This window comes from Butyricimonas sp. DFI.6.44, assembly GCF_022132345.1.
GTDB lineage: Bacteria > Bacteroidota > Bacteroidia > Bacteroidales > Marinifilaceae > Butyricimonas > Butyricimonas muris.
On record NZ_JAKNJD010000001.1, the window covers coordinates 468,889 to 488,488 of the forward strand.

The following is a 19,600-nucleotide window of genomic DNA, read 5'->3' on the forward strand; positions in this document are numbered from 1 at the left end:
TACCAGATTTTCTTTGCAATGTGATTATTTTTATTGATCTTTGTCACGTTGAAAAATACTCCATCAACATTGATTCATATTATTGAGTCAATACAAAATGCCCTTTTGCCTTTAGCAAAATACTTGGCGATTTACTACTGAAGACGATAACTGCTTATTGCGTGATATTAAAACGGTTTTTACTTTGTGCCGTTTGCTTGTCTTCAAAATTACTTAAATGGCGTTGAGGCTGTTTATCGTGAAAACAGTTTATCCGCTCTAAAGGAAATGAGTTATCACGGTAGTATTAATAGCTAAAATTTATTTATTATAGCTAAAATATTCACAGACCTTTTGGGTGCCATTATTGGCTCCGTAGGTAAAGTATCGTATTATATGCGATACAGCGATAATATCGCGAGAAGAAAAGGTGCGGAGAGGAAAAGTTCCGATTCTCCTGCCGCCGTTGAACAACGGAAAAGGTTCGGAATGTTAGTAGAATTAACACAAAATCTGCAACCGGCAATCGTTATCGGTTTTCCGCAGCGCAAAAGGGGACTTTTAGCGAGAAATGCATTCCATCACCTGAACAAGGACATTTGTACGGTGGAAGGCGACATCATCACGGTTGACTACGAACACCTGCTCTGCGCAAATGGACAACTCGTGGTTCCGGATGTGACAGTTAGCTACCAAACCGCAAATAGCAAACTTGCCTTCGTGCAAACAGCCATGGAGGAAGAGGTGAATTGCAACGCAGATGACCTCGTGTACGGCGTGTTACTGGAGAAAGAAAAAGGCTTTTGCCGATTGGTGCAGCTTCGCGTTCGAGGTGAAGGAGGTTCCACTTCTGCAGCGTTACCGCAAGGGTGGAAGAAAGAAAACCTGATCGTGTACACGTTCGCGCTGAGTGCAAACAAAAAGAAAGCTTCCAAGTCACAGTTTTTAGAATTGGAGGAAGAAGCATGACGAATGTTGAAAAGGGAGTTCCGGAAACGGGACTCCCCTTCTCGTTCACGAATGCACTCCGTCAATCGGACGAGGATACGGTTATGGCTGACTACAAACGCCTGCTTCGCACGAATGGAACATTAGCAGTTCCGAATGTGACGCTTAGCTACAACAGCATGACAAACAAGCTTGTTTTCACGCAAACAGGAATGGAAGACGAGAAAAATGCTTACGCGGATGATTTAGTGTACGGCGTGTTGTTGGAAAAAGAATCAGGTGATTGGCAATTAATACAGCTTCGTAACCGGGAAGAATACGGTTCTGTGTTCATGACGCTGCAATATGGGGTGAAGCGAGAAGACTTAGTCGTGTACACGTTCGCGACGAAAGCGGATAAAACGGAAGTTTCTCAAGCACAGTACTTGGAACCGGAGGAGGAAATATGAAGACAACTAACAAAATCAAGTATCTTATTATGAAAATATTCGATTTTTTTAACGGCAAAATCCGTGGCAGAAGAGGCAACATGATTTATTACACGTGGAATGGCGAAACGCACGTCAAACGATATGCCATTCCCGGGAAAAAAAGGAAATGGGAAGTGGAAGGGCACACGCCCAAGCAACAGGAGATAATCACCCGTTTCAAGGCAGTACAACTGTTTTACAAGGAATACATGAAACAGGTATCCCCTACCGTGTGGCGTACTGCCGCCAAGGCACAAGGGAAAATAGCCCCCAATTTGTTCAACTCGACCAATTTCCGTTGTTTTGACGGAACAGGCGAAATCACGGACTTCGAGGGATTCGTGTTCACCGTGGGGAAACTGGCATTGCCCCGTGATTTACAAATAAAGCGGGAAGGCAATCGTTTCCTCGTGACATGGGAAGAAGAAAGAGAGTGGAAAACCGCGGCGGCAACGGACAAAATGCAAGTTGGCGTCTTGTACGACAACTTGACACGCTCACCCCGATTAGCCCCGGAAGTGAATGGCTGCCGGGGAGATTTGCAAGGGGAATTCACTCTTGACGAATCTATCGGCTGCACGGCACACGTGTATATCTTTTTTGCCGGGGAAAATCAACTTGATTTTTCCGGTAGTTGGTACACGCACGTGGAGTAATTCGGTGATTTTACCACACTCGTTTACATTATAAGTAAAGTCGCTGAATATCAGCGACTTTATTCTAGTTAGCTATATTCTTGTAAATTTATCGACTTAAATTGAGCTGACTTTATCAAATTTTACTTGCATTTGAGCCGAAAAGGTTATCAATACTGATAACAGAACTATAATTAAGCACAAAAGCAATGAATGATATGTTCGTTCTTGAAAACGTTCCCTGATAACAATCACAAGATAATTAGCTTACTAACAAATTGCTCAATCAGAAAGTTTGCAAACTTTTCCCTCTCCCCATCGCTTTCAGCACATTCTTTCGAACAGTTCGCATAGATGGTAATGTATCAACTTCCATTATCGTAAGTGCCATTTTTAATTCTCGCATCAATTCAGGAATTGAAAGACATAATTCATAAGCCAATTTCATACAAAGCGATCTTACCCCCGGTAATTCCTGACACGACATCATTTTTTCCAAACAGAAATCAAGAAAATCCACCCTTGGCGGATTTGTTAGTGGCATCTGATAGAGCAAACAAAGAATTACCCTCCGTTTTCCCCCATGTTTACAAGCTAATACTTCATCTATCAATTCATCCTGTTTCCCGTACAACCACTTTCTGTTTTCCGGTGAAAAATGAGTAAAAACCCACGCCGCGTGATAACCGATAACCCCATCATCACCGATAATTAAATCATACAATTTCTGCTTTTGACTGTCATCACTCTCGACAAGAAAAAGAATCTCACGAATATCATCCATTCCGACACGCCGAGATAGTTTAGTTTTGAAATCCATTTGAATACCCCTCATTCGGCCTCTTCTTCCAATGCCTCAATCAAAAAACTAACAGGACGAAAACCGTCATTGCACGATATCATGGCTGATTTCTCATTTTTCATCCACCCGTTATAAAAATTACCTCCGCCATGCGCTAAAGTCATTACAAAAGAAGACATGCTCTCCCAAGCACTATCGCACATACCTTCGGGCTTCTTCCAACCATTAGCTATGAAAATTTGTCCTTCTTTCATATCACAAGCATGTTCCATAGGATTCTCATACTTTGCCATCAAATCTTGATAGCAAGCTATTCTCATAACGGTAATTTTACACTTTTTCATAACTATGATATCGATGATAATCGTTAATAATACGGGTTTATTTCCCGATGCAGAAGTTCTTGAATATATTCCCCAGCACTTCATCCGTTGTAATTTGTCCGGTGATTTCGCCGAGGTAATGGAGGCATTCGCGGATGTCTTGGGAGATAAATTCACCGCTAAGGTGAGAGTCCAGACCGGAAATGACACGTTCGATAGCGGAGCGGGCGCGGGATAGGGCTTCGTAGTGGCGGGCGTTACTGACAATAACGTCGCCGGAGGAAAGGGCGTTGATGTTGACGGTAGCAACAAGCTGTTCCACTAGGTCGGGGATCTTGTACCCTGTCTTCGCGGAGATGGGCAGAATGGGTTCACCGGAAGAGAGGGCGGCAATTTCAGCCACGAGGGAATCCGAGGTTTGGAAACAGTCGATTTTGTTGAGAAGGATCAGCAGGCGGGCATCGGTAGCCAGACGTTCTTTGACACGGGTATAATACGGGACAAAGTTCGAGATATCTTTGGTCGTATCGACAAGAAGTAGCACTACGCGGGCTTGTTCTATTTTGGAGAAAGTGCGCTCGATTCCCATGGCTTCCACTTTATCGTCGGTATGGCGGATACCCGCGGTGTCGATAAAACGGAAGGTGATACCTTGCAGGTTGATCGTGTCCTCGATGACGTCACGGGTGGTTCCTTCGATATCGGAAACAATAGCCCGGTCTTCCCGAAGAAGGGCATTCAGCAAGGTACTTTTCCCCACGTTCGTGTTCCCGACGATAGCGACCGGAATACCATTCTTGAGCACGTTACCCAAAGAAAAGGAATCACACAAGTGGGAAATCAAGGTATCGATACCCACCGCAATGGAACGTAGTTCGGAGCGGTCGGCAAACTCGACATCCTCTTCCGAGAAATCGAGTTCCAATTCAAGCAATGAAGTAACACGCAAAAGTTCCATACGCAATTTCATCAATTCGTCGGAAAAGCCACCCCGCATCTGGTTTAGTGCCATTTTATGGGCGGCTGACGAGGACGAGGCAATCAGGTCTGCCACGGCTTCCGCTTGTGACAGATCCATTTTACCATTCAAGAATGCCCGTTGCGTAAATTCCCCGGGAGTGGCCAAACGGGCTCCGGAAGTAATCAGCAACTGCAACAGACGCTGTTGGATATAGACGGAACCATGACAGGATATCTCGATAGAATCTTCACCCGTGAAGGAGTGCGGGGCACGGAAAACGGTAACCAGAACTTCGTCGATCATCTCCTCTCCTTCCATGATTTTGCCGAAATGCACGGTATTCGGGCGTGCTGCCGCCAGTCGTTTCCCTGATGGCGAAACAAACAGCCGCTCACAGAGTTCAATACTACCTTTACCCGAAAGCCGGATCACAGCTAATGCTCCCATGCCGGGGGCGGTTGCTATTGCACATATCACGGATTGATCTATCATAAACGTACCTTTTCCGCGAAGGTAAACTTTTAATCCGGAACAAACAAAACCAATCTTTTCTCGTTACAAGAAAGGATTCCCTCGGGAAAAGAACTAATTAGCGTATGTTAGTGGTGTCGTTATCCAGTCCAAATGTTGCCACGGGTGAATCTTCTGCATGATATCGAAGCTCGATTGCAGGAATTGCCGCACGGCATCAAAGGGATCATCGTAGGCCAAAGCATCTTCCAGTGTCAAGAAAAATTCTTTCTTACCGGGTTTGAAGATTGCCATAGCAGGACGAATCAAATGATCGTTACCTCTCAAATCACTGATAAACGGGTAAGGCAAGCCGTAAAAAGCGGGACGGGGATAATTCGGATCACCCGGCCAGAAGCCGCACTCGAAATAACGTTCGTCGAAAGCATGATCGGAAATGGGTTTGTTCATACCAAAAGGAGCCGATTCGCCACTGTACACGATACCCGTGAGATCCATCGTACCGAAATAGTACGCCGGACCGTCCACTTTCCCCCGGAAACGGGACAGAAAGCCCCGTAATGCCTCGTGAGCGAAAAGGTGGTTCTGATGCCACAAATGTACCGCTTCCCTGTTGTAATGGTGGTGTTTCGTGTCCTTGTCGAAATCTACCGGATCGTAAAATTCCTGCGCTCTCACGTTGATCGTTGTCGGGGAACCGATCTCTTCCAGTGATTTCATAAACTGTTTATAAAATTCAGCCACGGAAAGCCCGTCGTGTAAATCAAAATGCACCGTTTTCCCGTTCCCGTTGCGGAAAATAATCATGTGTTTCATGAAGTCAGCCTGTATCTCAAAAGGAGAATCGTCCCCGGGGATAATTCCCGTGGAAAGTCCTTCTATCGAGAGATATAAACGCACGTGTGCCCATTCCGGACGTTGGTGGCAGCGCACGAGTTTCACTTTACCCAACATTTGCAAGTACATGTGTACCGTGTCAGCTGTCTGTTGCCAATCCGTGTAATTCAAAAATTTCTTATCCATAATCTTCTATTTTATCTTAAAGTCACAGGTCATAAATTGTATTATTTCCCTCCCTGTTCTTGTTCCTTTAACGGGAATACCCTAAAATGGTTTTACTTTTCTGCTGTTTGGTTACCTTCACGAGTACTATGCAAACAAAGTATAATTTTAAGCAAACCTAATTCACTTAATTTCCGTTATACACCAAAAACGATAAAAGATGGGTGTAATGAAAAACAAAAAACTCTTACTGATAATATGGATACTGTTTAGTGCGGTTTCACTTCCCGCGCAAGAAAAAGAAAGGGAACTCCCGAAATTCAAATTAGGCGGGGCTTTACGCTTTAACTACAATTTCTGTGACTGGAAAGCAGGACATCGTGACCGGGGCGGGGATTTCGGGTTTGACGTGTTATACCTCAAATTGACGGGTTCTTACCGCGATATTATTTTGAGTGCCGACTATCGCTTTTACAGCAAAGATTTCGGTGGTCCCATGCTGAAATACGGGTGGATCGGTTACCGGTTTAACGCGAATAACCAGATACAAGTCGGTCTGACAGGCGTACCTTTCGGGATACAACCCGTAGCCTCCCATAACTTCTTTTTGCAGATAGCCTATTATGTCGGTCTGGAAGATGATTCGGACATGGGTATCAAATATCTCCACACCGGCGAGCGTTGGGATCTCGCTTTTGCCTTTTTCAAGAATGCCGATGAATTGCTTTTCGGCTCGGACAACGAAACTTCGGACGACCGTTACGGTTATGACGTGGCAGGACGCAACAAGGAGATAAACCAGTTTAACGGGCAGGCATTCTATAAATTCGGGAAAAACTCCCGGCAACGACTGGGAGCTTCGGCAGAGTTCGGTCAACTCTACAACCTCGACAGACGGAAGAACGGCACGCACTACGCTCTCGCTTTGCATTACGAACTGCTATGGCAACAGGTAAGCCTGAAAGCGCAAGTAACGACCTACGCCATGCACCCTAAAAACGCCGCGGACGATGACGATGAGGTCATATCCATGACCGCCTATGGGGCACCCTACCTCGTTGCCGCGAAAGCGAACATCTACATGTTGAGTGCCGGATATACTTTCCCCGTAAACCGCAAGTTTCTAAAGAAAATACAAATATACAACGACTTCGGGTGCCTGCAAAAACAAAACAACGATTTCAAGGACAGTTTCCAGAATGTCACCGGGGGAATGTTGGACTGTAATCCTGTCATCATATACGTTGATTACGCCATGGGCAAGAATCACGGGTGGCTGGGACCCGATTGGAACGGTTTCGGTGCCGGAGGTGAAAGTAACTCGTGGCATGCACGTTTCAACGTGAACGTGGGTTACTATTTTTAATAACAAAAACAAAACAGGATGATAAAAGAGATTTACACGTTATACGTCGAGCGCTGGCGTTTTTTCTTGAGCCTCACGGGAGAACACCTCCAGATATCACTGGTATCCATCGCGGTTGCCGCCATTATCGGGTTGGGGTTGGGTATATTGATCAGCCTTTACCGGAAAAGCTCGTCCACGATACTGGGACTCACGAATTTTATTTACACGATACCGTCGATAGCCCTGTTCGGGTTTCTGATCCCGTTCTCGGGCATCGGCAACATGACAGCCATTATCGCTCTCTCGATATACGCCCTCCTGCCCATGGTACATAACACTTACACGGGCATCACGGGTATTGACCGGGAGATCATCGAGGCGGCACGGGGCATGGGAAGTACCACGTTCCAGATACTTTACAAGATACAGGTACCGTTGGCATTCCCCGTGATTTTGTCGGGGATACGCAACATGGTCGTCATGACGATTGCCCTCACGGGTATTGCCGCTTTTATCGGGGCGGGCGGATTGGGCGTTGCCATCTACCGGGGTATCACCACGAACAATTCCGCCATGACCATTGCCGGAAGTTTGCTCATCGCCCTGCTTGCCTTGTTGGCGGACTGGAGCGTGGGACGCTATGAAAAATACATAAAAAGAAAACGTAAACTAATATGAAAAGATACATGAAATATTATTCACTTGCGGTGATTATCGGGCTAGTCTTACCGTGGGGATGCGGGCAGAAAAAAGATACCATTTATATCGCCACGAAGCCCATGACCGAGCAATTCATTCTCGGAGAAATGCTCTCGCTGCTGATCGAAGAAAATTCAGACCTTCACGTGAAGATTACCAAAGGCGTAGGCGGCGGCACGAGCAATATTCACCCGGCGATAGTCAAGGGAGATTTCGACCTTTACCCGGAATACACGGGTACGGGATGGCTCGTGATTCTGAAAAAAGACACCCTGCTGCCACCGGACGAGCTATACGCCGAGCTGCAAAAAGAATACTCGCGGGAGTACGGGTTGAAATGGGTGGCTCCCTACGGCTTCAACAACGCTTACAGTCTGGCTGTCAGCAATGACGCGGCGGAAAAATATCACTTGAAAACCTTCTCCGATCTGGCACGTTATCCCGATCGGTTTATTTTCGGCGCGGAGTACGACTTTTACGAGATCAACGACGGTTACACCGACCTCTGCGCTTATTATGACATAAAGTTCAAAAAGAATCTGGATATGGATATCGGGTTGAAATACGAGGCTATCAAGTCGGGCAACATCGATGTCATGAACATATTCACCACCGACGGTCAATTGAGTGGAGCCAACCTAACCGTGCTGGATGATGACAAACATTTCTTCCCCTCCTATTATTGCGCCACGGTAGTACGGGAAGAAACCCTGAAAGAACATCCCGAACTGGAAGGTATTTTAGAAAAGATGAAAGGTATACTGACCGATTCTGAAATGGCGGGTATGAACCACGAGGTGGACGTGAAACATCGTTCCGAACGGGAAGTTGCCGCCGAATTTCTGCAAAAGAAAGGTCTGCTAAAACAAGATAACCATGGGAAATGATATAGCTATTCGTTTTGAACACGTCACGAAGTCATACGAGGAACGGGAGATTCTGAATGACTTTAACATGGAAATCCGACGAGGTGAATTTCTGACCATTATCGGGAGCTCCGGTTCGGGGAAAACCACGGTTCTGAAACTAATCAACGGGTTGATATCTCCCACTTTCGGGATTATTTACGTGGACGGAAAGGATATCTCGAAAGAAGACCAGACTCTATTACGCCGCAACATCGGTTACGTGATACAGGGCATCGGACTGTTTCCCCACATGACTGTCCGTAAGAATATTGCCTATGTCCCCGGCCTGTTAAATCACCGGGACAAGGAAAAAACACGCCGTGCCGTGGAACGATTGATTGATGTCGTGGGACTTGAACAGGAAATGCTCGACCGATACCCATCGGAACTCTCCGGCGGGCAACGCCAACGGGTGGGCATAGCCCGTGCCCTTGCCGCCAACCCGGACATATTGCTCATGGATGAACCGTTCGGTGCCGTCGATGAAATCACTCGCAAAATGCTTCAGAACGAGATACTTCGAATACACGAGCAACTGGGAGTTACTATCGTGTTCATCACTCACGATATAAAAGAAGCGTTAAAACTCGGCACACGGGTTATGGTTATGAACAAGGGACACGTCGAACAATTCGACACGCCCGACAATATTCGAAACCACCCGGCAACGCCTTTCGTGCAAGAACTGGTACAAGGCTGACGATTATTCGTCAGTCTTATTTCCTGTATCACTATTTTTCCGGATATATATCCGTAGAGCCAGATAAGCATTCCAACCCAAGATAATAAACCCGACGAATAGCGCCATATAAATCACGGTAATAAATATTCCGATTAAACCTCCTAGCATCATATTCATATATTTTATTCAACATCAAATCATTATATCTTAACAAAGTTAAGAAATTTAATCCAATCCCACCTCCCGGTCATTATTATTTTTTCAAACAACAAGAAATAATTACATTTGCACGAAACCTAGGTGCTATGAAAAATTACAACCAATGTGAATGTGGACTTGTATATAACGAGTTTTCCATTATATTGATCCAGACCTTTACCTCTCCTGGGATCGAAATTCCCGATTCGGAGAAGCCTGAAGTCAAGTCTTTTATTAAAAAGGACAACGAGGGAAACTTTGACAATCAACTATTTACCAACACCTGCCCGCGCCACCCGTGGGACGAGGGTACACCCCACGATCGAATGCGCACGGGTCCCAAGATCGAACGCTATCGCTTGAAAGGTTTTGATATCTGTATCGATATCGGGGGATTGACACCCGCACGCTTGTGGGGACACGTGCACGTGCGGGCTACCGTCTTTTTCAACAAAACGGTAGAGATATCCTATCGCATTATCGTGACGAAAACGGGAAGAATCAACGGTTCCAAATTCTGTCAAACGGATGTTCCTTTCAATACCGATCAATTGATCGCCGTGGCAGGTATCGTGCAGCACGTGGAACACTGGGTGTACAACAAGAAATTGAAAGGACAGGAAATAGACGGTTCCTTGAAGATAGTCACCATCAACGATCTACATCTGGACGAACGGTCAAACTTCCACCCGACAACCGTGAGGACAAAGGGAATTACCTTCGAGGAAGTGCAACGACGTTACCGCTATTTCTTTGACAGGCAACCGTGTAAAGACCACGACAAACCTAAGGAAGAGAAAGAATTCGAATACGGTGATCACAATTACATATTCCTCGACATCTGGGAATCCATTAGTCACTCCGGTCGTATCCGTTTCGACAGGATGCGAGAGGATCAGGTCATCGAACACATCGAACAATGTCACAAAGCGGAACTCGTGGGTTTAATGACGCTCTACCCGGAAGAATGGCCGTATCGCATGGACTCCAGTTTCGAGGACGTGTGCGGCAAGAATATTGCCATCGACACGGACGATCTCGTGCTCGCGAACGAAACCATGAGCCTCGTGGTCGGCACGTACGGCAACCGGGGCAAAGAGGCTCCCACCGACTGGAAAAAGCATCTCGCCCGCCGGGACCGTTATCACGTCAGTTGGCCGGAATACCTCGTGTTGGTCGAAATCCTGCTGGCAAAGAAACACACGATCAATTACGTCCTCAACAAATACATCTTCAACTCCCGTCAAGCCATCAGGGAAAACAGTAGGACGGACTCCAAAGACGGACAACAGGGCTTCACCATTATCAACGACAAGATTCTGGACATGATCGAGCAAAACGCCCGCTTGAGTATCAGCCTGTCGGATATCATCCTGCAACTTGATTCGGTGCGTTACCTTCGCTACATGTCACACAAGCACATGTACCATGAAACCAGCCGTCGATTGCGTATCGAGGATGACGAACGCCAATTAAAGGAAATTACCGAGCGGGTAGACAAATCCCTCACGAACGCCAACAATATCGCCGATCTCAAAGAAGCGAACAGCACGAAGAACATCCTTCTCTTTATCTCCATCGCCTCGCTTTTCGGCGTGTTGCTGGAAGGGAACGGAGAAGCACCCGTGTTCTCGATGATATCCAAGGAGTTCGGCGTATTTACCGCCGTGCTTCTCGTGATAATCACGTCTATCGGAATCTATTTCAGTATGAAAGTATTGATTCGGGTAATTATCCATTATTTAAGAAAGAAACGTATAAGTAAGAAATCAAGAAACTAAACACATCGTATATGATAAAAACGTACTCCACAGATTACAGGACACGCCTTTGCGAATTTTTTTCCCGCATTATCGAGAATCACAAGGCTTATATCTCACATGGTGAGTTACAAATGGGTATTGCACTCGACAGTAACGAGTTGGCTCCGGATTACAAGGAAATGTGGCTAAAATACCTCGACCGCCAAGTCGCGGATCCCGCCAACACGTTATTACTCTACTTGGAAGATGAAGATATTATCGGTTTTGTCCTCTTCGGTATCACGGACGACGGCGCATTTCCTTACGGTGTGATTTTCGACCTTAGTGTCGATCCCGCATACAGGGGAAAACGTATCGGTCAACAACTCCTGCAAGAAGCGACGGAGAACTTTAAAGCGAAAGGCATACGGGATTGCTATCTCGAATCGGGAGTGAATAACCACTCCGCCCACCGCTTTTTCGAGCATCACGGGTTTAAACAAGTTTCTGATATCTTCCGGTTGAAGTTGTAAAATTAAACAAGCGGCTCCTTCCCGAAGTAGAAATCCCACAAGCTCTCCATGCGTTTCCCGATATGGTATGCCAGCAAGGGGGGGACAGCGTTCCCGATGATTTTATACGCCGAAGAGGGGGATAATTTGTATTTACCCCCTCCCCCGTCAGGCACGACGAACTCGTAATCAGGGGGAAAGGTCTGTATCAACGCGCACTCGCGGGGAGTCAATCGACGCTCTTTCAAACCCGCCATCAACTCAGAATCAATGACTCCGCCATGCTCTTTCGAGAGCCGGCGGTATTCTATATTTCCATGATGCTCGGAACGGATCGTCGGGGCGATACTCGTGAGATCGACCTCTATCTGTCCTTGACAATGCCTGCCCAAGAATTTTGCCTTGGAGTAGTACATTTGCGACGGATCCGCGCTCGCTTCCGGTTCTTCCAACCCGGCAAATACATTCGCGAGAGTCTGCGGGGGCATCAGCCCCTCTCCCGCGGCACGATAACCGTGACTCGGCAAAGGGTAAGGACAGTATTCTGCCGGAATCACTTCTCCCGACAAAATCTCCCGTGCCTCCGGAGTCAATGCCGATTTACGGATACCGATAAAAATCACGCGTTCGCGGGATTGCGGCACCCCGTAATCGGCGGCATGCAACACCCTCGGTTCCAATACCAGATACCCGTCACCATCCGCCCGCGCGAAATCGCGTTGAATAATCTCTTTCGCGTTCGCGAGGTTTACCAGTCCTTTCACGTTCTCGGCTATAAATATTTTGGGCTTCGTGATCTCGATCACTTCTTTCATCCACATGTACAACTTTCCCCGGGTTTCTTCCGAAGCGATCTCCCCGTTGATAACCTCTCCCCTATGGTCTTTATGGGAATTGAATCCACCTCGTTTCCCCGCCAGACTGAAATCCTGACAAGGGAATCCTCCCGTGACGACATCCACCTTTTCGGGGAATACCTTTTCCCCCGCGCGGTGGCGTTTCACGAGGTCTACAACACTCTCTTGGCGGTACACTTCCGCGGAATAACCGTATTTGGCAAAATGACGTGTCCACGCCGTCCGGGCTTCCTTCAGTATATCATTGGCGAAAACAATCCGGAAACGGGTTGATTGTAACTTTACCCACCCGTTCCGTCCGTTCTTTTCTATAAAGTCGGGATTCATTTTTTGATTAATACAATCTCTATGAACTGAAAATCCGCCTTCCAGTCCCAAATCCATTCCCCCGCATCCAGAAAACAGCGATAATACCCGAATCATTTTAGAAGTCATCAATTGTTATTTTATTCATTTTCCGTCCCTACAAAAATAACAATAATCATCGGGTTATCGACACTCTTGTGAAAAATTAAGTACCATGTCTACCGGATCGTGTACCGGTTGTTCCTTGTTCCCCGTCACAAACCGAGTATTCTCACGGTAGTGAAGGACTCGTACGCCAGATGATCAAAATAATGAATGATCTCTGCTATCCCTATCCAAGTGTATACGACGATGCTCGTGATTACAACTAGTAGAAGGGCTACGATTACCATTTGATTCCATTTAGCTTTCATTCCGTCTTCATTTTAAAGTTACTAACTCAAACCAAACTCTCTTCCCTCATCTCTATCATCGTTCACTGTAAATATATAACATTATTTTTCATTTTCCAAACGAATCGTTAGAAAAATCTTAAATTTAACACTTTGTTTGCCGCGGCTCTTCAAAGGTCGAGTTCTCTCCCGCGATGCATAAGGCGATCACGAAGATATTTGATGCTTTTGTTCTTTTGGACTTTCACCGTGTTAACGCTGATACCTAGTTTCTCGGCAATCTCTTTACCGGAAAAACCGCTTATACTCAACTTGATAATCTGTTTTCTCATTCGGGGTAAATCACCGATATGCATGTAGAGCAGGCGTACTATTTCTTCCTGTACCGTATCCAAAAGGAAATCCGCGGCAAAATCCTCCTCTTCTTTTTCTTTGTCAATCTTATCCAGTATGGCGGCTCTTTTCTTCTTGTTGCGGATGTATAACAATGAATTGTGATACAGAGATTTGTACAGGTACCCCATTAACTCTTTCGAGGAAGCGAATTGCACATTGGAATGCCAGAGATTCACCAACAGCTCCTGCACGATATCTTTCGCACAATCCATATCCTTGACGATCGACTCGACGTAAACGCACATCGCAGCGTAGCAAGAAGTGTAAAGTTGTTCCCAACATCTTTCGTCCTTGCCGTTTATCCCCGGTAAAATAGATTCAAGGTTTACCATCTTTATTCTTGTTAAACTTCTCAGTTTTTCATAAAGTGTAAACAATCAATTGAAGACATAATGACAGTACCGGGGAACTGTCGGTTGCAAAGCTCCCGTACTTACTCCCTGCAAAATCTACCGGATAAATGCCGACAGATATTTTAATTCAGACTCTAATTTTTCCCTTGTCCCGTACTACTCGTTTGTCACAATTTGTTTGTTTATTATAGTTAGCTTCACTCACAATGCCACATCTCACGCTCATCCGTACTATAAATACATGAAACGAGGTTTGGTATTACTCTAAAAGCTGAATTTTTTTATTTTATATGATTTACAATCATAAATCACTAAATCATTAATTCCTCCTGTCCCGCCGCCGCGGAAAGTTTCCGACGGCGACGGAGAGGAACAAGGGAAAACTCATCACCTCATGGCTTGCTCCAGTTTATGGAGAAGAAATTTATAATGCTGTTGTGTATCCGCAGAACCGGAAGAGGCTTTTCCCTGCAACAGTTGGCGGGCACGTTTCATTAAATCGTAATAATAGGGAGCCATATCGGCTTGTTTGGGATCTATGTCAACGTAATAGCTGAATCCCTGTCGTTCGGCGAGCGGACGGGACAGATTAGCAAGATCCCCGTAATAGGCTATGCTTTTCGCTTTTACCGCTTCCGGCACATCAATCAGCATACGAAAACCTCCCCGGCTAGCGGATGTTTTCTCCACGTTTGCCCCGCCGATTACACGGGAAAGCAAGGCTAACTGCAACTTTTTCTCGGTTGCCGAGAGCGTGCGTCCCTGTATGGTCGGCGTGAATACGAAATCGTAAATATCATTCATGTACGCGTCCGGCGTGTAAGCCAGTTTCGCCGGGGCTTTATCGGCGTTGTAAGACACGGGAGCCAGACGTCCCAGAACGGCAGCGATGATTTTATCTTCCAATTCGCGGGAAACCATTCCCATGAGAGGCATCTCCTTCTGGAACGCGGGACTATCGAGCCATTGCACTTCTTTCACTTGGTTGAGCAGGAAACGAACGGCACGTTTCTGTTTCTCTCTCGACACGAAAGCCTGATGAGGCAGTTTGTCCCCCTCGTAACGTTCGTTGAGATAAATGCCGCCGATGTTTGCCACCACGTGATTCAGGTAACGCACGTACTGGCTGACAATCTCGTTGTACACCCGTTCACGGAACGAAAAATCCGGATCGTCGTCACGTGTCCAATCATTCAAGTTAGCAAGCAGGTAGCGCAGGTTTTTTACCCCGTAGGTTGCCGATTTCACGGCATCGTCCCCCAAATCCTCTTCAAAGGACGAGGGATCATGATGAGCGTAGAATTGCTGTTTACCGTAACGATAAACCGGATCGCCGGAACGTTCGCTGATCCAGCTATCGAGTACAGGCACCTCGTCACGGGAAGTCACTGCGTCCGGTAGCGGGGTATACAACCAGCGAATAGCGTAATAATCGTACAGTCCCAGTTCGGGCGGAGTCATCCGTACCCCGCGAGCAGCATCCCCCGGTTGCGCCACGTAATTAAAGCGGGCGTAATCCATGATCGAATGTGTGGTTCCATGCTTCCGCGTGAACGAGGGCGAGCGTAACGAATCGGTTGGAATAGCCGCTGACGCGGACATATTATGCATCAAACCAAGGCAATGCCCTATCTCGTGGGCGATCACGTAACGGATACAGTCCCCGAGTGTTTTCTCGTCAAGATTCACACCCCGCACCGACGGGTCGGCAGGAGCCGTCTGTATGAAACGCCAATCCTGCACGAGGCGCACCATATTGTGATACACGGAAACGTTCGCCTGCAATATCTCCCCGCTCCGGGGATCTGTCCACGAAGGTCCCATGGCGTTCGCCACCGGAGAGGGGGAATAACGCACGCAGGAATAAGCGAGGTTCTCCGGGTCGAAAGCCGGATCATCAGCGGGAAAATCCCGTGCCACGATAGCATTTTTAAAGCCTATTTTCTCGAAGGCAGCCTGCCATTCCTCGATACCCGCCTTCACGTGAGGTTTCCAGCTTTCCGGGAAAGCATCGTCCACGTAGAAAACGATAGGTTGTACCGGCTCCGTGAGGCGTCCTTGTCGGAATGCCGTCAAATCTTTGGGTTCCAGTCGCCAACGATGGGTATGGTAACGTACTTCCACGCCCCTCTCGTCCTCTTCGTACAGGTATTTTCCCCCGAAAAATACCCCGATACGCGGGTCTGCCAACCGGGCACGCGCGGGAGTTTCCGGCAACAGCAGGAATGTTCTGGTCATCAAGGCGGTAAAAGGCATCTTGTATATCCAGTACCATTGCTGCGCCTGCACGCTCACGTCATAAGTCAGTGATGTCTGCACGCTGACGTTATTCTCGTACGCCGCGATCCGCCCAATTCGGGTAAACTCCCGTTTAAATTCTTTTTCAAGTTGTCCTTCCTCCCCGCCACCGTATTGCCATAAAATAGGCATCCACGGGGAAAAGGGAGCAAGCGCCTCGTTCTCCCCGCCGGACAGGTAATCGGTCATGTCGATGACAATCGCCGTGCTGTCGGGTGACCACGCTTTGATCTCGAAGTTGTTCAACACGGCGGGATAGGCGTTTTTATCCACGTTTTTACGCATCCGCTCGTTACCCGTGACGTGCAGTGCATTTGCTTCCAGCAGGTTAATTAACGAATCGGTACGGGTAAATACCACGTGCAACGGCTCGTGCGGCTTCTCTCCCACGCTGCCGAAGTAATGGCTGGTAGTTTCCGCTATCGTGGAACCGATCAGCATCTCCCTTCCCAGCAGGTCGAGCGGAATTTCAAAATAGACACGCCCGTCCGTCTTATGAAGCGTCATCAGCCCCTTCACGGTTTCGCAGGCTTTATCCTTGAACAGGTTGTCGTAAGCCGATTCCTTGGGAAGCGCAGGCATCTCGCTATTGACGTCGCGTTTAGTTTTCTTCCCCTTTCTGCCCTGCGCTTCCGCCAGAACCGGTAACAACAAAACAACCAACACTATGATTATCGAGGTTTGTTTCATAATATTCTCTTTTAGATTCATTTTTTACTCAACGCCTTCCCTATCCTGTACAGCAGATACTCGTAATGCTCGCGGGTATCGCCGGATGAAGAGGCGAGGTTCTGTTTCAACAAGTCCCGTACACGCAACAGCATACTGTAAAATTCAGGAGCCGCATTGTAGCCCTTTACCGCGGCGTAATGCCCGTCAAAACCGCTGTACGGTACAGTACCTGACAGGCGGGCTGCCGCCAGACGCTGTTCCTCGCGGTGCAGGGAACGGGTATCGGGCGACCATGACACGAGTTTCGTGTCAGCAATGAAAGGCATCCGGCGTTCGGGTTTCTCGAAAGCGGAAGCGGATTCCGCCACGGCAGAAGTAGCCATGATACCCGCCACGAAAGCCCTTTGCATAAAACGCTCGTCCTCGTCCAACGCCCGTTTCCCGATCGTACCGTCCCAGATATAAGTATAGAGGTCGTCCATCAATTCATCGGGCGTGTAGGCATCATCGGATTTCGCGGCACAAAGCCGTAAATCGCCCATCTTCCCGAGCAATCCGCCAAGTATCGTCAAGTACATCTCTTCACCGGGCAGGTTTCCCATGCCGATATTATAACGTTCCATGTAAGCCACGTCGTCCATCCAGTCGAAACTCTTCGCCAGTTCCAAGGCGTAGCGCACGATAGCACGCTGTTGTTCCCTCGGGACAACGGTATACGCGGGAATGTCCTCGTCGGCGTGTACCTCGTTGATATACACACCGCCCACGTGTGAAAGCATCCGGTTAAGTTCCGCGGATACCGCATCCGTGAGCACGTTACGGAAATTGACACGAGCGGTCATTTCCTTGTCGTCCTCCCACGTGAGGCTCCCGTAATTCTCCATGATATATTTTATATTGTCAAGGCGATAGCGAAACGCCTTCACCGGATCGTCGCCCAAGTCGAAAGCCTGCATTCGCGGATCGTTGACCGGACGGAGCATCCCCCACACGAAACGCCCGAAACGGAAATAAGGATTACTTCTCGATTCCGCCACCCAGCGGTCTAGCACGGCAGTTTCCTCCCGCGGTGTAACCGCCCCGGGAACGGGACGATACAACCACTTCACGAGGAAATAGTCATATCCCCCGATACCATGCTGCACCAGAGCCACCCCCCGCTCCATATCCCCCGGTCGGGCGATATAGTTTGCAGGCACGCGGTCCATAATCGAGGGACTCAAACCGTATTCACGGGTAAAAGAAGGCGAACGCAAGGAATCCACGGGATAAGCGGACGAGGCAAGCTGATTCTCGGCAAACCCCAGACATTTTCCCATCTCCCTCGCCACGTCGTTTCTGATCTGTTCCCCGTAAATCTCCACGGGCAAATACTGTTCCCGCACCCGCGGGTCTGCCGCCAGCGTGTAGGCCTTATATGAAAAGCCGGGATCATACCCCACGGGAATAAAAATGGAAGCCGACAATATCTCACCCGTGCGGGGATCCGAATACATCTGGCTTTTCACCTCGTACATCTTCACTGGGGAAAATAATATCGTGGAATGACTCACGTCGGCAAGGTCAAAACCGGGCTCATCCCGCGGGTAGTCCTTCACCTGTATGGCGTCCCGGAACCCGATAGCCTCGAAAGCCTTGTTCCATTCCAGCACTCCCGCCGCCACGTGCGGACGGTACGCCTCGGGGATAAGGGTATCCATGTAGAACACGATCGGTTTCAACGGCCGCACGAGTTCACCCCGGTGATACGCCACGGGATCGGACGGCTCCAAACGCCAACGGTAAGCGAGGTGAATCGGTTTCACCTCTTCCATCGAGGCATTGAGTGCGGAAGCCCGAAGCACTTCCGTACCTACCCGATAATCGGCAAGACGGGGCATCATCGGTTGTTCCGGCAACAGCATCAGAATCCGGTTCGCCAGCACGGAAACTTTCATATCCTTCGCCATGAGGAACATACCGAAGAAGATATGCTCCACATCATACCCCAAGTCACACGTGGCAACCACGTTATTCGCGTACGCTTTCACGCTGTGCAAGGAAGTGCGTTCCTCCTGAAACTTATGGTTCCGCATCACGAACCCGTAGAAAGAGTTTCCGGCATAGTCGGCGAAAGGAGTCGTGTAAATGCTATGCGTCATGAAAAGCGAACTCATATCCACCAGCATCGCCGCACCGTCGGGAGTAAACGCTTCTATCTTGTAATTACCGTACACGCCCGGCATACCGGAGCGTGCGATTGCCGGGTCAACCGACGCATCACCCGACAGGTTCAACAGGTCGCCCAACACCACCAGACGGGCTTGCAGCACGGAGTCCGCACGGGTGAAACGAACGGGCACACCTTGACCGGAGAACTCCCCCACGGCACTCTCGCCGCTGTCACTGATTCCCTCTATCGTCGACGTGAAAAGCATCTCTTTGCCGAGCAGGGCGAGAGGAAATTCCACGTACACTTTATCGTCTATCTTGTGCAAAGTCATCAGCCCGCGGGCGGTCTGCACCTTCTTCCCGTCAAACACCTTCTCGTAGGCAGTAAGCTCTTTTTTCCTCTTGTCTTTCTTTTTCCGTCCGGCGGCAAAGGAATCATTGACCCCCGCGGCGAGAGAAAGAAGAAGCAGTATATAGATTATTCTTCTCATAGTA

General features: G+C 48.0%; 19 protein-coding genes. 9 read left to right on the forward strand and 10 right to left on the reverse strand.

Annotated elements, in window-relative coordinates:
- Positions 1–333: 333 nt before the first annotated feature.
- The 3 genes from L0M98_RS02125 to L0M98_RS02135 are packed head-to-tail and all read left to right on the forward strand — an operon-like array spanning position 334 to position 2,053.
- Positions 334–948, forward strand: coding sequence for a DUF6266 family protein (locus L0M98_RS02125; protein WP_227214767.1), 615 nt, complete (start codon positions 334–336; stop codon positions 946–948).
- A complete protein-coding gene (locus L0M98_RS02130) occupies positions 945–1,376 on the forward strand; it encodes a hypothetical protein (protein ID WP_227214768.1) in 432 nt (143 codons plus the stop codon). Before L0M98_RS02125 ends, L0M98_RS02130 begins: the two co-directional genes overlap by 4 nt.
- Positions 1,377–1,405: 29 nt before the next feature.
- Positions 1,406–2,053 (forward strand): hypothetical protein, encoded by a 648-nt coding sequence (locus L0M98_RS02135; RefSeq protein WP_099294567.1) that lies wholly within the window; start codon positions 1,406–1,408, stop codon positions 2,051–2,053.
- 265 nt (positions 2,054–2,318) lie between these two features.
- On the opposite strand, the gene L0M98_RS02140 is transcribed toward L0M98_RS02135, so the two are convergent.
- The 4 genes from L0M98_RS02140 to L0M98_RS02155 form a co-directional block, all read right to left on the reverse strand.
- Positions 2,319–2,852, reverse strand: coding sequence for a hypothetical protein (locus L0M98_RS02140; protein WP_227214983.1), 534 nt, complete (start codon positions 2,850–2,852; stop codon positions 2,319–2,321).
- Positions 2,853–2,863: 11 nt separating this feature from the next.
- Entirely contained in the window at positions 2,864–3,178 is a 315-nt protein-coding gene (locus L0M98_RS02145) for a TIGR04076 family protein (protein ID WP_099292564.1), read from the reverse strand.
- Between the two features lie 37 nt (positions 3,179–3,215).
- The gene (gene mnmE / locus L0M98_RS02150; protein ID WP_227214769.1) at positions 3,216–4,610 is read right to left on the reverse strand and encodes a tRNA uridine-5-carboxymethylaminomethyl(34) synthesis GTPase MnmE; all 1,395 of its coding nucleotides are present in this window, start codon (positions 4,608–4,610) and stop codon (positions 3,216–3,218) included.
- A gap of 93 nt (positions 4,611–4,703) precedes the next feature.
- Positions 4,704–5,612, reverse strand: a complete 909-nt coding sequence (locus L0M98_RS02155; RefSeq protein ID WP_186975552.1) for a DUF5996 family protein — start codon at positions 5,610–5,612, stop codon at positions 4,704–4,706.
- A gap of 208 nt (positions 5,613–5,820) precedes the next feature.
- On the opposite strand from L0M98_RS02155, the gene L0M98_RS02160 reads away from it, so the two are divergent.
- From L0M98_RS02160 to L0M98_RS02175, 4 genes are read left to right on the forward strand one after another with little or no spacing between them, the layout of a single operon-like run.
- Positions 5,821–6,957 carry a hypothetical protein gene (locus L0M98_RS02160; RefSeq protein WP_227214770.1) on the forward strand — a complete coding sequence of 379 codons (1,137 nt, stop codon included), beginning with the start codon at positions 5,821–5,823 and terminating at the stop codon, positions 6,955–6,957.
- 18 nt (positions 6,958–6,975) lie between these two features.
- Complete coding sequence (locus tag L0M98_RS02165; RefSeq protein WP_227214771.1) at positions 6,976–7,617, forward strand: ABC transporter permease; 642 nt, start codon at positions 6,976–6,978, stop codon at positions 7,615–7,617.
- Entirely contained in the window at positions 7,614–8,525 is a 912-nt protein-coding gene (locus tag L0M98_RS02170; protein ID WP_227214772.1) for a glycine betaine ABC transporter substrate-binding protein, read from the forward strand. The genes L0M98_RS02165 and L0M98_RS02170 overlap by 4 nt, the downstream gene beginning before the upstream one ends.
- Positions 8,515–9,246, forward strand: coding sequence for an ABC transporter ATP-binding protein (locus L0M98_RS02175; RefSeq protein WP_227214773.1), 732 nt, complete (start codon positions 8,515–8,517; stop codon positions 9,244–9,246). The genes L0M98_RS02170 and L0M98_RS02175 overlap by 11 nt, the downstream gene beginning before the upstream one ends.
- Before the next feature lie 3 nt (positions 9,247–9,249).
- On the opposite strand, the gene L0M98_RS02180 is transcribed toward L0M98_RS02175, so the two are convergent.
- Entirely contained in the window at positions 9,250–9,399 is a 150-nt protein-coding gene (locus L0M98_RS02180) for a hypothetical protein (RefSeq protein ID WP_176555077.1), read from the reverse strand.
- Between the two features lie 134 nt (positions 9,400–9,533).
- On the opposite strand from L0M98_RS02180, the gene L0M98_RS02185 reads away from it, so the two are divergent.
- Positions 9,534–11,207 carry a hypothetical protein gene (locus L0M98_RS02185; protein WP_227214774.1) on the forward strand — a complete coding sequence of 558 codons (1,674 nt, stop codon included), beginning with the start codon at positions 9,534–9,536 and terminating at the stop codon, positions 11,205–11,207.
- 11 nt (positions 11,208–11,218) lie between these two features.
- A complete protein-coding gene (locus L0M98_RS02190) occupies positions 11,219–11,701 on the forward strand; it encodes a GNAT family N-acetyltransferase (protein ID WP_227214775.1) in 483 nt (160 codons plus the stop codon).
- A 2-nt stretch (positions 11,702–11,703) separates the two neighbouring features.
- On the opposite strand, the gene L0M98_RS02195 is transcribed toward L0M98_RS02190, so the two are convergent.
- From L0M98_RS02195 to L0M98_RS02215, 5 genes are all read right to left on the reverse strand, one after another.
- Positions 11,704–12,972 (reverse strand): DNA cytosine methyltransferase, encoded by a 1,269-nt coding sequence (locus L0M98_RS02195; protein ID WP_227214776.1) that lies wholly within the window; start codon positions 12,970–12,972, stop codon positions 11,704–11,706.
- 125 nt (positions 12,973–13,097) lie between these two features.
- Complete coding sequence (locus tag L0M98_RS02200; protein ID WP_176555078.1) at positions 13,098–13,256, reverse strand: hypothetical protein; 159 nt, start codon at positions 13,254–13,256, stop codon at positions 13,098–13,100.
- Between the two features lie 149 nt (positions 13,257–13,405).
- A complete protein-coding gene (locus tag L0M98_RS02205) occupies positions 13,406–13,963 on the reverse strand; it encodes a sigma-70 family RNA polymerase sigma factor (RefSeq protein ID WP_227214777.1) in 558 nt (185 codons plus the stop codon).
- A 408-nt stretch (positions 13,964–14,371) separates the two neighbouring features.
- Positions 14,372–16,972, reverse strand: coding sequence for a zinc-dependent metalloprotease (locus L0M98_RS02210; protein WP_227214778.1), 2,601 nt, complete (start codon positions 16,970–16,972; stop codon positions 14,372–14,374).
- A 17-nt stretch (positions 16,973–16,989) separates the two neighbouring features.
- Positions 16,990–19,596, reverse strand: a complete 2,607-nt coding sequence (locus tag L0M98_RS02215; protein WP_227214779.1) for a zinc-dependent metalloprotease — start codon at positions 19,594–19,596, stop codon at positions 16,990–16,992.
- Positions 19,597–19,600 lie beyond the last annotated feature (4 nt).